The sequence below is a fragment of the Alkalibacterium sp. f15 genome, assembly GCF_049389645.1.
Lineage (GTDB): Bacteria > Bacillota > Bacilli > Lactobacillales > Carnobacteriaceae_A > Alkalibacterium.
The window spans coordinates 1813571-1830758 of sequence record NZ_CP186540.1 but is presented as its reverse complement, the minus strand read 5'-3'; the positions used below and the strand labels follow the sequence as shown (position 1 = coordinate 1830758).

General features: G+C 39.7%; 10 protein-coding genes. 1 reads left to right on the top strand and 9 read right to left on the bottom strand.

Going from position 1 to position 17188, the window contains the following annotated elements:
• Positions 1–5: 5 nt before the first annotated feature.
• Positions 6–1091 carry a butyrate kinase gene (gene buk, locus ACO1PF_RS08875; RefSeq protein WP_423188697.1) on the bottom strand — a complete coding sequence of 362 codons (1086 nt, stop codon included), beginning with the start codon at positions 1089–1091 and terminating at the stop codon, positions 6–8.
• Positions 1088–1942: a phosphate acyltransferase gene (locus ACO1PF_RS08870; RefSeq protein WP_423188696.1), complete on the bottom strand. Its 855-nt coding sequence runs from the start codon at positions 1940–1942 to the stop codon at positions 1088–1090. Before ACO1PF_RS08870 ends, buk begins: the two co-directional genes overlap by 4 nt.
• 510 nt (positions 1943–2452) lie before the next feature.
• Between ACO1PF_RS08870 and ACO1PF_RS08865 the strand changes: the two genes are divergently transcribed.
• A complete protein-coding gene (locus tag ACO1PF_RS08865; RefSeq protein WP_423188695.1) occupies positions 2453–3787 on the top strand; it encodes a sodium-dependent transporter in 1335 nt (444 codons plus the stop codon).
• A 117-nt stretch (positions 3788–3904) separates the two neighbouring features.
• Here the strand turns inward: ACO1PF_RS08865 and ACO1PF_RS08860 are convergent, their stop codons facing one another.
• From ACO1PF_RS08860 to ACO1PF_RS08830, 7 genes are all read right to left on the bottom strand, one after another.
• Entirely contained in the window at positions 3905–4888 is a 984-nt protein-coding gene (locus ACO1PF_RS08860) for a ring-cleaving dioxygenase (protein ID WP_423188694.1), read from the bottom strand.
• Positions 4889–5127: 239 nt separating this feature from the next.
• Positions 5128–6573 carry a glycosyltransferase family 2 protein gene (locus ACO1PF_RS08855; RefSeq protein WP_423188693.1) on the bottom strand — a complete coding sequence of 482 codons (1446 nt, stop codon included), beginning with the start codon at positions 6571–6573 and terminating at the stop codon, positions 5128–5130.
• 77 nt (positions 6574–6650) lie between these two features.
• Complete coding sequence (locus tag ACO1PF_RS08850; RefSeq protein ID WP_423188692.1) at positions 6651–7700, bottom strand: HEAT repeat domain-containing protein; 1050 nt, start codon at positions 7698–7700, stop codon at positions 6651–6653.
• A gap of 14 nt (positions 7701–7714) precedes the next feature.
• Positions 7715–9367, bottom strand: a complete 1653-nt coding sequence (locus tag ACO1PF_RS08845) for a response regulator (RefSeq protein ID WP_423188691.1) — start codon at positions 9365–9367, stop codon at positions 7715–7717.
• Between the two features lie 88 nt (positions 9368–9455).
• Positions 9456–12680 (bottom strand): ATP-binding protein, encoded by a 3225-nt coding sequence (locus tag ACO1PF_RS08840; RefSeq protein WP_423188690.1) that lies wholly within the window; start codon positions 12678–12680, stop codon positions 9456–9458.
• Entirely contained in the window at positions 12673–13035 is a 363-nt protein-coding gene (locus ACO1PF_RS08835) for a response regulator transcription factor (RefSeq protein ID WP_423188689.1), read from the bottom strand. Before ACO1PF_RS08835 ends, ACO1PF_RS08840 begins: the two co-directional genes overlap by 8 nt.
• A gap of 15 nt (positions 13036–13050) precedes the next feature.
• Complete coding sequence (locus tag ACO1PF_RS08830) at positions 13051–16275, bottom strand: hypothetical protein (protein ID WP_423188688.1); 3225 nt, start codon at positions 16273–16275, stop codon at positions 13051–13053.
• Positions 16276–17188 lie beyond the last annotated feature (913 nt).

Here is a 17188-nt window from a genome sequence, read left to right as displayed (position 1 = left end):
CTCACTTATCCACTATTTGTCTCGCTGTATCGTTTCGGTTCCTCTTCATTATTTAAGACGCGCATGACACCTTCGTGCAGGGCGTCCATTTCCATTTCCCCCGCCATGACTTCCACCGGAGCGATCCAAGACACGCGTTCTTTGATATGTTCCACGACAAACGCACTATAACTGGCACCACCAGTCAGGATGATTGCATCGACGTCGCCTTTCAAGACCGTTGCCATTTCGCCAATGGCTTTCGCGATCTGATACGTCATGGCTTCAAGATAATCCGCTGCTTCCCGGTCACCCTTATCGATTTTTTCGATCACGTTCCTTAAATCGATTTCGTTGAGGTATGAATTGATGCCGCCATTACCGGCCAGTATTTTTTTGATTTGGTCCAGTGTCATCTCTTTTTCCAAGATCATTCTGGCAAAGTCATACAGGGGCAAACCGCCTGTGCGTTCCGGCGTAAATGGACCTTCACCATCCAAGCCGTTGACCACATCGATCATCCTGCCTCTGTGATGTGCCCCGATACTTGACCCACCACCTAGATGCGCAACGATGACATTACTGTCCGTATATTTCTTGTTCTTTTGCTGCAGGATCTTTCTAGCTACGGCTTTCTGGTTCAAGGCATGGGCTACACTGCGGCGTTCGATCCCTTTCAAACCGGACACACGAGCGATGGCATCCATCTCGTCCACAACCACCGGATCAACGATATACGCGTTCACACCTGCTGTTTCGGCAATTTCATTGGCCAAGACAGCTCCAAGGTTTGATGCATGGGTACTGTATTTCTCTTCTCTTAAATCTTTCAGCATCGCCTCATCGATCAAGTAAGTTCCGCCTGGAATAGGTTTCAGGAGCCCTCCTCGACCCACGACCGCTTGTAGATCTTCCGGTCCATAGCCTTCCTTTTTCATGAAGTCTAGAATAACCTGCTTACGAAATGCTTTCTGATCGATGATCCTATCATATTGAGCGAGTTCTTCCATCTTGTGACGGATCGTTTCAGCCGCCACTGAGTCCTTTTCATTGTAGAGAGAGACCTTCGTCGATGTCGAACCCGGATTGATCACCAATATCAACTTATTCATAGACGACCTCCAACCGTTTTTTTGTCAGTCACTTGCATCAACGCAAATTTCAATGCATACAGTTTACTCTCTACATCATCACTGCGGGACGTTAAGACGATCGGTACTTTCGTGCCGACGATCGTTCCTCCCATGATTGCTTCTCCAAAGAGTAGGAAGGATTTATACAAGACATTCCCCACATCGATATTGGGGACCACCAGAATATCGGCATCGCCTCGAATAGGTCCATCGAACTTTTTATGTTCAACCGCTGTTTTAGATAATGATAAATCGAGTGAAAGTGGACCGTATACCGTCGCTTCAGAACAATCTTTGAATCGTTCTGTCAATGCTTTAGCCAGAACCGATGAAGGCATTTTTGGGTTATAATTTTCTGCTGAGCTGATCAATGCTACCTTTGGATGTTCAAGCCCAATAGCTTTCCCTACCTTTATGACATTGTTGATGATTTGTTCCAGCTCATCCGCTGTCGGCATGATGTTCATCCCGGCATCCGTGAGTAAAATTTGTCGGTCCAAAGCTGGCAGATTAACTAAAGCAACATGTGACAGCAGGTCCTGGGTCTTCAAGTCATGTTCTTTTTTGAGCACTTCTTTTAATAAGACATGTGTCTGCACGCCTCCTTTTAGCAGAATATCTGCTTCCTTGTTCACGACACTTTTTACCGTTTGATGCACCATATCTTCTTCTGATTCACACTGTATGTATTCCCAAGTCTCTTCATGATCGATATTAGGATCGACGTCAAACACTTTAAATTTAACGCCATCTTTGAATTCAATTTTACTCAATCGTGCCAACTCTAAAATTTCTTTTCTAGCTCCCCCTGCAACTGCAATTGTTGGCATTATGTCCACTCCCTCATTTGTTGTAAGCGCTTTTATTAAGTTTACCTGATTTTTCCTAATTAGCAAATACTTAATATGTATAGAGCTATAAATTTAATTTATACAAGTAAAGATTTTATCTTGACCACCTTACTACCTGACCCAATATAGGCCAATTCCCGGTTAAAAAAAGTAAATGTTTGGATAAATCGTTTTGCTAGCACGTTTCAACTTTTCATTGTATGATTTAAAATATTTACAAACGTACGTTAACAGTATTCATCCTTTTCACCAGCTAGATTTACAGACACTAGTTTGTATATATTATATTATGAAAACACTTGTTATCGAATGCTTTTAGCTCTACAATAGGGTCAAATAAAACATTCTCCCTTGTACACTCTCATACCATATCGGTAACAACCTTTTAAAAGTCTTGGATCAGAAGGTTCAGCTATTCGTGTTAGGATCTTCACAGTTGGTTTCTTAACTGTGAGAGAAAATGACTATCAGAGAAGGAGTGGTATTATTATGAAAGAAACAAGAGAACAATGGGGATCTCACTGGGGATTTATTTTAGCAACCATGGGCTCGGCGGTTGGGCTAGGAAACATCTGGCGTTTCTCCTATGCCATGGGCTCTGGTGGCGGGTCCGCCTTTTTAATCATTTATCTCATCAGTGTCTTATTACTCGGTTTCCCAGTTATGCTGGTCGAATTTTCAATCGGACGTCGCGCACAGGCTGATGCGGTCGAATCGTTCAAGAAAATCGCTCCTAAAACGGCCTGGTTTATCGCCGGTGGTTTCGGTGTACTCGCTGCTTTCCTGATTTTATCGTTCTATGGGGTGATCGGTGGCTGGTCACTGCGTTACACTTGGGAGTATCTTTTAGGTGGCATAACAGGTGACTCTTCAGTCTTCTTCACTGATTTTATCGGTGATACCTTTTCGCCGATCTTATGGCAGGGTATATTTATGTTACTAGCAGTTGGTATCGTCTTTATAGGTGTTCAAAAGGGCATCGAGACATCCAGTAAATGGATGATGCCTATTCTAAGTTTCCTCATCATTGTTTTAGCGATTTACAGTTTGACCTTGGGAGGCACAACTGAAGCCCTTAACTTTATGTTTAGACCCGATTGGGAGGCTTTTACTGATCCGAATGTATACGTCACCGCGATGGGGCAGGCCTTCTTCACTCTAAGCTTGGGCATGGGCATCATGCTCACGTACAGCAGTTATTTAAATCCAGATGAACGACTGCCCTCTTCGGCAGCGATCGTCATTGCCCTGGACACGGCCTTCGCTATCATTTCAGGTCTGGTTATTTTCCCGGCACTCTTCGCTTTCGGATTAGATCCAGCTGAAGGCGCCGGCTTGATTTTTATCGTGTTACCCACTATCTTTGAGGCCCTCGGTGGCATTGGTGTCTTTGTCGGACTCATCTTCTTTGTCCTCTTCACCTTGGCGGCACTGTCTTCAGCCATTTCACTGCTTGAAGTTTCCGTCGCTTACTTTATGCGCCGATTCAACAAATCACGTAAAGTCGTAACCATCTTAACTGGCCTCGCCATTACCCTACTCGGTGTCGTGTCTTCACTCAGTCAGGGAGCGATGGAAATCTCGATCTTTGGGTACAGCTTCCTGGACTTTATTGATGGCTTTACAGGTAACGTCCTGCTTCCACTCAGTGCACTGCTGACCGTTATCTTTGTGACGTGGACGTGGAAAAAAGACGAAATCCTCGAACATACTGATACCAAAGATACGTCATGGGGATCGTCTTTCATCTTCGTCGCTAAATATATCGCTCCCCTAGCCATACTGGTTGTTTTGATTATGGGCATGTTGAACTGGTTGAGTTGAGCTCAATAAGAAAATAAGTATCTATTAAACTAAAAATCCCGCTGTACTACACACTTGCTTGTGTGAGGACAGCGGGATTTATTTTATTTACTTTCAGATCGATCGAAAGCTGTAGCTTTATTCGTATTCTTTTTCAAATGTTTTGGTACTTCTCACTGTATCGATATGACGCACTTCATTTTCGATGATGTCACGCTGGTTTTCCAAAAATGGCGGGAGAGACAGTTTCTCTCCGAGTGTTTCGTACGGTTCATCTTCCATAAATCCGGGTCCTTCTGTAGCTAATTCCACCAGGATACCGGCTGTCACGCGTGCGTATAAAGAGCCAAAGTAAAAGCGGTTCACATAGCCTGAATTCGGCAGTTTAACGGACTGATATCTTTCTTTCCAGTTATCTAAATCTTCTTTATCATCGACACGGAAAGCCACATGATGCACTGTTCCGTAGCCTTGCTGGTGGCGAGGAAGTTCTGTATTGTGTTCAACTACAACTTCTGCACCGTTACCACCTTCTCCCATTTCAAAGAGATACAGATTATCTTTATCAGCGATATGCTTCATTTCATAGACTTGTTCAAGGACTTCTTTGATGTACTCCAAATCTTGATAACGTAAAAATACGCGCCCAAGTCCGGTGATTGCAAATTCGAGTGGTACTGGACCATCCTGCCAAGGTGTCCCCGATGCGATACCCTTGTTATTTTCGTCAGAGATCAGCTGATAGGACTGCTCATCAAAATCGACAAACGGTATGACTTTCTTGCCGAATTGTTCCTGAATGCCTTCGTGTTCCACTTTCAGACGGTCAAAACGTTTGACCCAGTAATCGAGCGCTTTATCCGTGGGTACTCTGAAACTTGTCCGAGCGATCTCATCATTCCCGTGGACACCTTTTGAAATGCCGGGAAAATCAAAGAATGTCATATCTGTTCCAGCACTACCTGTATCGTCCGCAAAGAACAAGTGATATGTTTGGATATCATCCTGATTGACCGTTTTTTTGACCAGACGCAACCCTAGAATTTGTGTGAAAAAGTCGTAGATTTTTTCTGCACTGCTGGTAATTGCTGTGACGTGGTGAATCCCTTTTAATTGTTTCATATGTTCAAATCCTTCCGTATTGTGTAAAATGACTAATGCATGATTTTATTACGAATTCGAGATAATTATAACGTACCCTCTTCTTCATTGTCAACTGTTCACTTCCACTATACGACTTCACTCTTTTATTTGATACAAAAACACTTTAGTAGTTACTTTATATATAAATAACCACTTACAATAAAAATAAGTGGTTAAAAATCTCTAGCATATTGAAAAAATGGACTCATTAGGTATTTCTAATTATTTAGTTCATTCGGTTCATTTTTTTTCGGACTGAATTCTGTCCGGGACATTTCACCCCAGTTTTTATTGTGCCGTTTGTATTCAAAGAACGCGGTGAATCTCCACCATGCGTTTAATTGGCGATATCCAAAATTCTCTATCACACTGAAAATCATCAATAATAAATATTCAGAAACATTCTCATATTTCGAAAAATTGTATTCGTCTAATAAAATAGCACTGCTGGATAAAAAGACACCGTATAAAACAGATACAGCAAGGAACAGCAGAAAAAACTCCAGGCTGATTATGCCTAACCAGAATGAGACGATAAACGAAACATAACCTAAAACCTCAATTACAGCCCCTAACATTTCCACAAAGAAATAATACGGCATTGCCAACAACCCAACAGCGCCATACTTTGGATTAAACAACATCTTCTTATGATTCAGCAGGCTGTCCATTAAACCTTTTTGCCAACGTTTACGCTGACTCTTCAATATTTTCATGTCTTCAGGTACTTGTGTCCAACAAACAGGGTCCGGAACAAATACAATTTTATAAGGTGTCTTACTTTCAAGCATTTTCCGGTGTATTTTGACGACCAATTCCATGTCTTCTCCGATCGTATCCTCTGTATACCCGCCAGCTTCAATTACAACACTTTTCCGGAAGACACCAAAGGCACCTGAAACGATCAACAAAGCGTTCAGACTCCCCCACCCCAGTCTACCGAATAAGAAAGCTCTAAGGTATTCAACCGTTTGAAAGCGCACCAAATTATTTTTGCTTAAAGTTACTGATTCGATAAAGCCTTTGTCGACAACACAATCATTTACCGGTCTTACTACCCCTCCGGATATAATGACGGTAGGATCTTCAACGAACGGTCTGATAACCTTAGCTAACGAATCTCTTTCAATAATTGAATCTGCATCAATGGCTGTGATGATCGGATATTCCGAAATGTTTATCCCTGCGTTCAGAGCGTCCGCTTTTCCACCGTTTTCTTTATCCACTAATATAATGTTCTCAAATATGGCAGACAGGTAAATGCCTTTAATTTCTTTGGTGTTGATTTTTTTTCTGTAAGGCATATCTATCTTTGTCAGTTGGAATTCCTGAATCAACTGTTCCAAGGTCGTATCTTTCGATCCATCATTAACTATGACCAATTGAAATTCACTATATTCCAGGCTTAATAATGCTTTAACATTGTTGACAATGGTCTTAGCCTCATTAAAGCAAGGAACAACAATAGATAATGGGGGCGTGTAACTTGATGCTACCATATCTTCATAGGACCAGTATTTCTTTTTTTGCCGATCGATGTATAAGGCTCGGATCGATACGAAAAATAGCAGTGTATATACAGTGTTTATAAAAATCACATAGTACAACACAAAATTATTGAAATGTTTAATAATCTCTATTAATAAATCTGCAAATAAATCCATTATGGTCTCCTAAACGTTGATATTTTCATGTTATACCTGATTATGTACCCCGGTTTGAAATATATTCTAACCGATCGTCATTCGTATAAAGCTTCTTTCTGTAAAACAGCATTAGCGGCATCTCTTGCAAATGAATCATCAGAATCCAGCAAACCCAGTAAAGCCACATGCCCTTCATTTTCGTGAGTAAGCAGTGACTCGGCAGCATTATGGCGAACATACCAATTCTCATCACTCATAAAAATTGTTAAGATTTTGATCGAATCATCGCGGTTTACTTTTCTGAGGTATTTAGCTAAAAAAGACCTGACTTCCCATTCCGGGTCGTTTTCTAAGGACATAATATATGATAAGTATTTATCATCACCTATGTTGCCAAGCATAAAACTCGCTTTTAATGCAGCGATCCTCAGCTCTTTCTGAGGATGACCGATCATCTTCTCGATCCATTTAACGCTTCCCTGATACTGTCTTTTGCCAATTTCTTCTAAAGCAACCACCTGCAAAAAGGTATCATCCGATTCCATGAGATCCTCAAGTATTTCTTTGATATCACCTTCTACAAGTTCGAGGAGTGATAAAATATTGTTTTTGCTCATCTGCGTCTGTTTAATTGCTTTTTCTAATATTTCCCTTAAATATATTGCATTACTTATCTGGATCAAGCTTCTAGCTGTAACAAAAAACAACTCATTATCTGTTGTCTGCAGCTGTTTAAGTAAAAGTGGCATCATTTCACTTGATTCATACTCACCCGCCAAGAATGTTCCTGTCTTTTTTTTCCAAAGATTATTGCTGTTAAGATAACGTTCCACTTTATCGATTACCGAATTCTTGCCGATATTGTTCAACAATACCGTCTGATTTGTTCCAGAAATAAAGGAGTTGTACTCTAAAATAAGCGACTGTAAAACTTTTTTTTCCAAGTAAGATTTAGGTTCGATCGATATCTCACTGTCCTGTTTGGTAATAAAACGCAGAAAATCTTCTTCAAACGTTTTCCTTATTCCTGCTTTTTTATTTCTTACCACCTTCATCGCTATCTTTTTGATCAACAAAAAGATAAATATCACAACATTGACGGCAAGCAAAATAATTAATAATGCCCATATATACTGTCTCAACATTTTATATCCTACCTCTAAGTCGTTAATATTTTTTTGATTTTATGTTCCAGAACATCCAGTGAGAAAGGTTTTTCAAAATAATCATCAGCACCTAATTTCAAGCTCTCCATTACTGCGGCTTCGCTGTGCTTGCCCGAAATCATGATGATTTTTGGATTCACATTTAAACTGACAGCATGAATCCTTTTTAGTACTTCTATTCCAGTTACCTTTGGCAGCATAATATCCAACAAAACAAGATCATAGGCACGCTGACCCAATTTATCAAGCGCCTCTTGACCATCCTTAGCATAATCGACATCATAGCCAAGGTAACCGAGTCTGGTTTTTATAATATTGGTCAATAATAACTCATCATCAACAACTAGTATTTTATTTTTAGAGACACTCAATCTTTCACTTTGTAGGATGATCTGATTTTTCCCTTTTTCTTTAGCGACATATAATGCCTTGTCCGCTTTTTCCAGCAAAGAAGTCTTACTTTGTTCTTTATTATTTAGTTCAGCTATACCCGAACTAAACGTGATAGTGATAGCTTCATTGTTATCTTGTGTATGGAATACTTTTGAGAGCATGTCCAACCTAATTTTCTCCATAGCCAATTTAGCTTCTTCGCCAGTTGTTTGTGGAAACAAGATCAGAAACTCATCCCCTCCAAAGCGGAAAACTTCACTATCTTTTTCCAGATTGGCTGTTATTACCTCTACAAAACTGATTAAAACATGATCTCCGAAAAGGTGTCCATGTGTATCATTGATATTTTTAAAATAATCCAAATCAAGAAAAGCTACCGAGAAGGCTTGGTCGTGCTTGATGAAGTTTTCTTTTTCTATCTCGAATCTCTTGATGAAGTGTTTCCTTGTGAACGCATTTGTTAGTTCATCTCTTTGATTTTGATTTTCATTTATTTTTCTTTTTTTAATTGTTCCATTTATTCGAGCTATAAGTTCATCCGGATCAACAGGTTTCTGATAAATTATTTCAGCTCCCTTTCTGAGAGCTTCATATCTTATTTCCTTTTTATTCAGCCCTGTTAAAAATATTATTGGGGTATCGATGTTCAGCTCACGAATTTCTTCATAAACATCAAATCCTGATATTTTTGGCATAACAATATCTATAATGGCAAGATCGATTTTTTCACTCTTAAGATACTCGATGGCTTCATTTCCATTATTAGTTACGAAGACTTCAAAACCTTGATTTTTAAGTAACTCTTCCAAAAAATCAAGCATGGACACATCATCATCTACAACGAGTATTTTTCCAGATAGTAGAATTTCTTCACCCAGAGCACTATCTATATTATTCAGAGGTATAGTCTCCATCAAGACAACACTTAATCGCTGCTCAATTAGATCCAGTAAGTTCCCTGTTCCTTTGACCAATGCTGAATAATTCTCAGGGTCACTTGCCAAGTGCTCTTTATTGTTTAACATCAGTTCTTCAATGTCAGCGGCTACTAACGAAATATCATGCATCTCCAATGTGCCTGACGTTCCTTTAACGCGATGATAGAATTGATAAAGGGCATCGTAATCTTCTTCGTTTTCTTTATTTAAAAAAGCAATTAAATTTCTGGAGATATGCGTGATCTGTTCATTTTTTTCAACCAAAAATTGTCGCTGACTTCTTTTTATTATGTTTTGAAGCTTCTCTTTATTCAAAATATTCCTCCTGCTTTGATTTATAAACTGTCTTGACTGCTGTATAGGACTACTCCTCTGTCCACAAAAAAATAATGCTGTTTTTCTTTTACTCTGCTTGTTCTGCAACCAGTTGTAACATGATTTCAGATAGCACGTTAGGAGAGTATGGTTTGACTAGATATTCATAGATTTTATAGTCTTCAAAGTCTTCTGCTGTCTTATCGATAGCAGATGAAACTATTATAGGTATACTGTTAGTCTTTTTATTGCTTTGTAATTCTTTAATCAGCTCCCACCCCGTCATGCCATCTTCCAGTACAAGATCCACTACAATTGCTACCAGGGACCTTTCATTAGCAATTTCCGTCACCTTCTGGCTGCTTAAATAATGAATTACATTGAAACTATTTGACTTTAATGTCTCCGACAACATCAATGCCAAACTAATATCATCTTCAATCAATAAGATATTACCTCTAGTTTCAGCAAGCATTTCATCACTTTTTTCAAACTGTTCATTATCAAAATCGATATTAAGGACAGGTATAGAAAAACTCACTGTTGTTCCTTCATTTTCTTTGGAATTGATCCAGATGGCTCCCTGATGTGCTTCAACGATCCCTTTACTTATCGCTAGCCCCAGACCTGTACCGCCAATTTTTTTACTTGCACCAGTATCGACGCGTTTAAATTTGGCAAAAATATCTGGTAAGTCCCTTTCCGGTATACCTATACCACGATCACTTATACTAACCACAATCTTGTCATTCTCATTATATATTTTAATCGCTACTTTACCACCTGCTGGCGAAAATTTCACGGCGTTGCTGATCAAGTTTGTAAGCAGCTGGATCAGACGATCCTTATCCGCCAATGCACTAGTCAGTGATGCAGAATCTTCCAAGTAGATTGGATGGTCATTCTCATGCTTAAACGTATCGATGACTTCCATGATTATTTGATTCAAAATAACTTCTTTCATTTCATACTCTTGTTTTCCCGATTCAATTCGCTGTACATCCAGAAAATCGTTTATCAGATTGGTTAAGCGTTTCGCCTCTTTGAAAATCGTTTCAAGGTATTTCTTTTGTTTTTCTGGTTTCAATTCTCTCATCAATAGCATTTCGGTAAAACCGAGTACACTTGAAAGCGGCGTCCTTAATTCATGACTGACCGTACTCACAAGCTCTGATTTCATTGCATCTACTTCATATTCTTTCGTAATATCCCGATACATAAAAATCGTTCCCGTTTTAACTCCACTAATAAATACCGGTGATGTGTAAATTTGAATGTACCTTGGGTCATCATCAGCTAACTGGCAACGAATCGAACTCAATTCGGTAAACTCCGGATCGATTGCTTTTTCATAGAATGCTCTGATTTCATTTTGTTCCAGGCAATTATCTGAGAAATCACTTATCCAAACATTTTTAGGCACAAGTTTATCATTTTTATAGCTTTCCATATTTACCAAGTCCAGTAATTTATCATTTGCCTGTAATAAATCTCCACTTAGAGATACAAGTTGTAATCCCTCAGTGACATTCTGAACAATACTTTTATTCAGACTTCGTTCTCTTTGGACATCTTCATAAATGTCTATTCTGCTCAAGGCAATACTCAATTGTCCCATAAGTATATTGATTTCCGAAATTTCTTCTTCTGTAAATGCGTTCCCGACTCGAGTTATTGCAAATACAAGCGAAACAGCGCCCAAGTCATCGTTAACGGAAGCATACAAGTCATAACAGTTAACATTTCCTTCGGCAACACCTATTTCTGTCTCAGTCGCCTCTCTTTTCACAACGTAATAACTCTCTGTTTTTAAACGTGCCACGATTTCTTTCAAGTAAACATCTGATAGAAACAGCTTTGCATGGGTTTTAGTCAACCCTTTGATTGCGAATTGCTTTTGATTTGGACTAGCCAGGATTCCTTTGTCAAAATTAAAAGCAGTCATAAAGTAATTGAATACCCGATTTAAAAATTCATCTCTATTTACAGTCGCTGTCAATTCTTTGTTTAAATTGCTGTACCTTTCAGTTTTTTCCTTTGCTTTCTGCGTTTCATTTAAGAGGTCTTTTAAGACGTCTTCATTTCGTTTGTTTTCGGTAATGTCGATCCCGATCAGGATATAACGATAAGCTTTGCCGTTATCATTCAGAAACGGAACGATTGTTGCATTGATCCAATAATAAGAGCCATCTTTGGCTTCGTTCTTGATTTTACCTGTCCAGATTTTTCCTTTAGCAATTGCATTCCACATTTGTTCGTAAAACTTGCTGTCTTGATGCCCACTTTTCAAAACACGTGTCGTATTGCCGACCAACTCATTCTCTTTGTATTTTGACGTTTTGCAGAACATTTCATTCACATTTATAATGATTCCTTCAGCATTCGTGATGCATAATAACGCTGACTCATTGAGTGCTTTATTGATGTGTTCAATTTCCGTTACATATGCCTGCAGCTGGTTTTGATTAAACTCCAATTCATCCTGCTGAGACAATAGCTCTTCATTCTGAGCTGTCAGTTCATCTTCTTTATCTTGAACTTCGATTGCCATGTTTCCGAATGACTGCGCTAAAACACGGAGTTCCTCCAACTGATAGTCAGAATTCAAATTGAATTTTTTCCCTTTTTTCAAATTTTGGGTCGCTGATATCAACATTTCTAACGGGAGTATGATCTCTCGTAACAATCCGCTGATCACGAGTACAAATAAACTGAAACTAGTTAAACCTAAAATGATGAATCCTATTGTAAATTGATTAATTAGTGATAATGTTTCATTATATATGCTATCTCTCTTAATTTGAGTTTCCTCATTGAAGGCCTGTGTATATTCAAGAAAACGGTTGATGTCCTCATTTGCGCCACCACTCGATAGCTCCCTGAGCGACGCGTAATCATCAGCCTCTACAAAGCTGATAGCCGTGGGAAGAAGATTTTCACTATAGTTGACATAGAGATTCGAAAGCATCTGATTCAATTCTTCTTCCTGATCAGAGAGAGTTAGAGATTGAAAAGATTCTAGACTGTCTTTAAAATTATCCAAATTCACATAGAGTCGAGCCAATTCCTGCTGATCTTGAAAAGCATAATACCCTCTGGCTCTGAATAATACCTGTGTCAGATTTTCCTCTAAGTCATTGATCGCATTATATTTCAGTGCACTTTCTTCATACTGTTCAGTTATAGCAGACTGCGCCCGCATCAGTGTGAAAATGCCCACAGATGTAATAAATACAATAACTGTTAACAACAAAGCAGCCACTCTATAAAATTTTCGTTTGATTTTAACCGGACGATCTTTATTGTTAGTCATTCGTCAGTTCCTCCACTAGGTGATAAAGTTCCATTGGACTAAAAGGTTTTTTCATAAAAATATCCACACCCACTGCTTTTGCCTGCTGCTGATCTTTTTCCTGCGTTTTGGCGGTCAACATTATAATGACTGCATCGTTTATCATTTCTTTGTCGCTTCTTTCTAAAACTTCTATCCCGGTCAGTTCCGGCATCATATAATCCAATATGATCACATCATACTTTTTCGCATTGATTTTCTGTAATGCCTTAAAACCGCTCTCGGCTTCATCGATCGTATAATTTAAATCTTCCAAACTATCGACGATCAGCATTCTTAAAACCATCTCATCGTCCACTACCAAGATATTCTTCATTGATACACCACCCGTTCAATTCTTTAAATAATCTTTTAAAATATCATATGATTGTTTGAGTCTTTCTTCATAATCAGGTTGTTCCCAATCTTCCCAGCTATAAGGCAGCATCTCTTTATCGGTAAGTTTGTCGTTTGGTAACTGGTCGATCAACTGCTTGTTCTTTGTTGCCATAACACTTATATCAATCGTCTCAAGATCCATTGAAGCCGTTAAACCCTCTGACCACAAATCACCAAGTATTTTTTTCTGACTCGGATCTTTGACATTCAGCAACAGCCAGGGAATCCTCATTTCCACTATCCCACTTTCTTCATTGATCGTATAATCCGCCAATGAATCATAGGCTTCATTTTCCGAACTGCCGATGCCTTCTTTTAATGTTCCTGTTTCGTAATAATCAAATGGTACTTCTAAACCCGTTGAAGGGATGACCATCGGTTTGGATAATGCCAAGTTAATTGGATTGAATTGTCCATCATTATTTTCAATGACTTGATCATCCTCTAAAAATGAAAGTTCATACCCATACTGGAAGTAGAAAGGATCATAATAGCTGTCGACCCAAACTCTGCTTTCGTCTTCTCCTGAGATTTCGATGACAAAATCGATCCCCTGTTCAAAGGTCTGATTTTCAATAAACGGAACAACTTGATTCCCTTGACCAGCGATGGTGTTTATCAGCACATTCAAATCCGTTTCACTGTTCCACTCTGTTGGGTCATAATCGATCATTAAGTAAAGGAAAGCCTCGTCATGGTCAACAGAAATACTGCGCAGCAAGCCCTCTTCTTTTTGAGTCAAAAGCTCATCTTCTTGCCACTTGTCTCGGTCCCCATCCAGTTGTTTCTTATGGGTTTCATAGCTCAACAAACCAAAACGCTGTTCATTGGTCTGCACATTTGACCAGTATGGTCTCCGATCAGGATCATCAAGTTCCATCGTGTTCCACGTCCTTTTGAACCACTCATCCTGCCAGGTGAACATGATCCCGCCAGCTGCACCCTGCTCGTGAATGTCTTCAAACAGACGAACGACGATATCTCCCTGCTCTTTTTCTGACAGAAAACCCTGATTCCAGCCGAAAGGATTCACGTGGGTCATGCCCCTGGATGAAGGAACGCCAAATTCCGCAACGATCAACGGCATGCGGTGTGCGTCAATTAGGTCATTTAAATAACCGGCATAACTGTTCTTTTGGCCGCGATGATCAGTGAAATCCAAATACTTTTCTTCGTAGTTTAAAAAGTCCGGATAGTAAGGATAAACGTGATAACTGGCAAAATAACCAGTCTTTAACTGTTTACTTTCATAGATATTATTAGGATCAACACTGACCAGATCTTCTTCGGCAGATGGTTCGGCCGGGTGATCAAGCAGATCTGTGGTTGGCCAGTTAGTAAAACTGATCGGGTGCATCGTTTCATAGTTGTTAGCTTCATACGCAGTGATAAACTCCATGCGTGCTGCCAGCCACTTTTCAAAAGCATTCGCACCTTTTGTACTGAAATAGTTTCCCGCAAATTCGTCGCTGTTTTCATGTAATGCATTGGTCTCCTCTACCATGAGCGGATACCATTCGATACCCAATATATACCCCAGTACATATTGGGAAATATCATACGCGTATTTTCCGGAAGCATGACCGATCTTAGGCTCTATCGTCACATTTCCATGCACGACATCGATAACGTCTTCAATTTCACGTTCAAATGCATCGATATTGGCCGGTAAATACGCATCTAATGTAGTTTCCAGGCCCTCCTCATCTATCCAGACCCCGTGCATGACGTAAATCGGCGTCTGTGACTGCTGGTTATAGAGCCATAGTGCCTGATAAAATTCCGGAGGGTGTACCGTATAGACCCGGATCACATTGGCACCCATTTCAGCTATCTGTTCGATCCATCGTGCATATTCCTCAAGCGTTATCGCTGACTCTCCAGGCCATGATCCGGGTTTGGCCATCCCCATGTTCACACCTTGTATCTCAAATTCTTCCCAGTTGCCATCTCGATAAATTTCAAAATGCGTATCACTCATACGACTATGGTAAGCCATACTTTCATCCGTATACATTTCAATGTTCGATAGCTCATCACTGTTCACTGCTTGTTTATTGTTATATGTATCTTGTAAAATCTTTTTCATCATTGGCAGATAGGCTCGATCATAAAATGACTGTGCTCCTTTTCGTTGTAGGCGACTAATCGTTCGGTTCAACCAATCCAACCCTTTATACTTATAAAGCGATGGCGTCGTCTCCAAGTCGGCGTAATCACCGGCAAAATAATATAGCGGCGTACCGGACTTAAGTGTTCGTGTAACTGCTGGGATCGTATCATTGATGCCGTATTCACGCATGCGATCCTGCCCCTTTTCGGTAAGTCCCAACGTATAGTTTGCTAAGACTTCGGCTTCAGTAGGCTCGACGATGTCGAACCAGTACGCATAACGGGATGAGAGGGAAGCCTCAAAAAAAGCCTGGCCTGTCTCGGTAAAATCAAATAAGACGCCGTCACCTTCAAAATCCTCACCTTCTTCCAGGATCACAATGAAATCGTCATCCCTCACAAAGATGAGGCCCGAATCACTAAAGGTCCACTCTTCTTCCGTCTGCCTCTGATAGTTTTCAATCATCCAGGTCGGAAGTTCATCGTTTAGTTCCGGATCCAATTCATCAAAATGACGGCCGATCCAGCCTTCCCATTTCAGTCCCAAGAGTGATGTGAAACGATTCCTCAAATCCTGGTCCGTTGGGCTCGCAAAGCTATTGAATTCTGCAATAAGTGGGGTTTGATTGACATAAACCTCGTTTTCAATCGCTGTAACGTCTTCAAGTGTGAGTCCGCCGTAGATCAATTCTGAGCGACTTCCCTCCTGATTTTCACCATAAAATTCATCCTCGTATACACCATATGTATCGGCCATATATATCAGGTCATATGAGCTCTCATTCTCATTGGAAATGGAAGTTATCTCATAGTTATTCTCAGCTTGCGGATGAAACCCGACATAATCCCGGGTCAGATCATATTCACTGTTATTTCCTTTGACGTATTTATAGTGATTCAACCCCCAGGTGATACCTTGATGTTCACGGTAGGTCTGGTCTGGAACCGTTTTATCCATAATCAGAACCTCAAGTTCCTGACCAGAATCGACCTGCCATAGTACATAAGGTAACGAGAGCAACCCAATCACAGCCAGTATGCCGATATAACTAATTTTCTTTTTCAAGTCGTTTCATCCTTTATCATCCGCATTTTCAACTCATTATTTCTTGACTAAACAGCACTGATAATACCCTGAACAGTCACTTAAAAATTGTATAAATAGGTTTGTTATTGTATATTGTATCATAAAGCTGCGAAGTAAATTCCACTTATTTCGCAAACTGAATGTAAAGGCGTATGGACAAATGAACCAGATATTTAAAGGCAGTGGAAAAACGAAAAAAATTACTACTATAGTGCTGAGTACCAGCCTACTCAGCGTTATAATAGTGATACTTCAGTAAGTGTTTTTTCCTAAAAATATTTTGTTGAAAAGAACTGATAATTACGATTATGATGTATACACAATCTCAAATATTACATTTCAGTCGGCTGTTTATACGAAAGATATGTTTCTCGATCTTACACTGGGTTTAGTCAATCATTCTTAAACTGACAAAACTTTCTGCTTGAGGTTCAGCGTTTCAGCCCACTGGGTGAGGCATTCGCTTTTCTACTCACTGAAGTCAGATTCGACGTAACGTAACATCTGTTATTATACCTTTCAGCCTTTTTAACCGATTTAAAGAGTGAGGCCATCACAACTGGTACTTATACCGCTGTATTATCTCTATGGGATAGAAATCTGATATCCGATACACTTGATGGTCAACACCTGGTTACCAAAATAGCCTGATAGCAGTGCACCTGAAGAAAATCAGACATTGGAAATTGAGTGGATCAGGTCCTAGTGATAACCGATTTTCATTGCTTGAGAATCGCGGCAAAGTAGTCGCTAAGTAAAGCTAATCGATTAATGTGTCCCTCCTTAAAAGTACCTTTAACATGTTAGCGATATTATATATCCCTAATAAATAAATGGGTAGAATCTCGAAGGAGACTTCTACCCATTTATTTATTGTTGTTCATCATAGTTC

Excerpts from the sequence above, each read along its gene's own strand:
- buk (WP_423188697.1), bottom strand. The coding sequence starts at position 1,091 with ATGAATAAGTTGATATTGGTGATCAATCCGGGTTCGACATCGACGAAG.
- ACO1PF_RS08870 (WP_423188696.1), bottom strand. The coding sequence starts at position 1,942 with ATGCCAACAATTGCAGTTGCAGGGGGAGCTAGAAAAGAAATTTTAGAG.
- ACO1PF_RS08865 (WP_423188695.1), top strand. The coding sequence starts at position 2,453 with ATGAAAGAAACAAGAGAACAATGGGGATCTCACTGGGGATTTATTTTA.
- ACO1PF_RS08860 (WP_423188694.1), bottom strand. The coding sequence starts at position 4,888 with ATGAAACAATTAAAAGGGATTCACCACGTCACAGCAATTACCAGCAGT.
- ACO1PF_RS08855 (WP_423188693.1), bottom strand. The coding sequence starts at position 6,573 with ATGGATTTATTTGCAGATTTATTAATAGAGATTATTAAACATTTCAAT.
- ACO1PF_RS08850 (WP_423188692.1), bottom strand. The coding sequence starts at position 7,700 with ATGTTGAGACAGTATATATGGGCATTATTAATTATTTTGCTTGCCGTC.
- ACO1PF_RS08840 (WP_423188690.1), bottom strand. The coding sequence starts at position 12,680 with ATGACTAACAATAAAGATCGTCCGGTTAAAATCAAACGAAAATTTTAT.
- ACO1PF_RS08835 (WP_423188689.1), bottom strand. The coding sequence starts at position 13,035 with ATGAAGAATATCTTGGTAGTGGACGATGAGATGGTTTTAAGAATGCTG.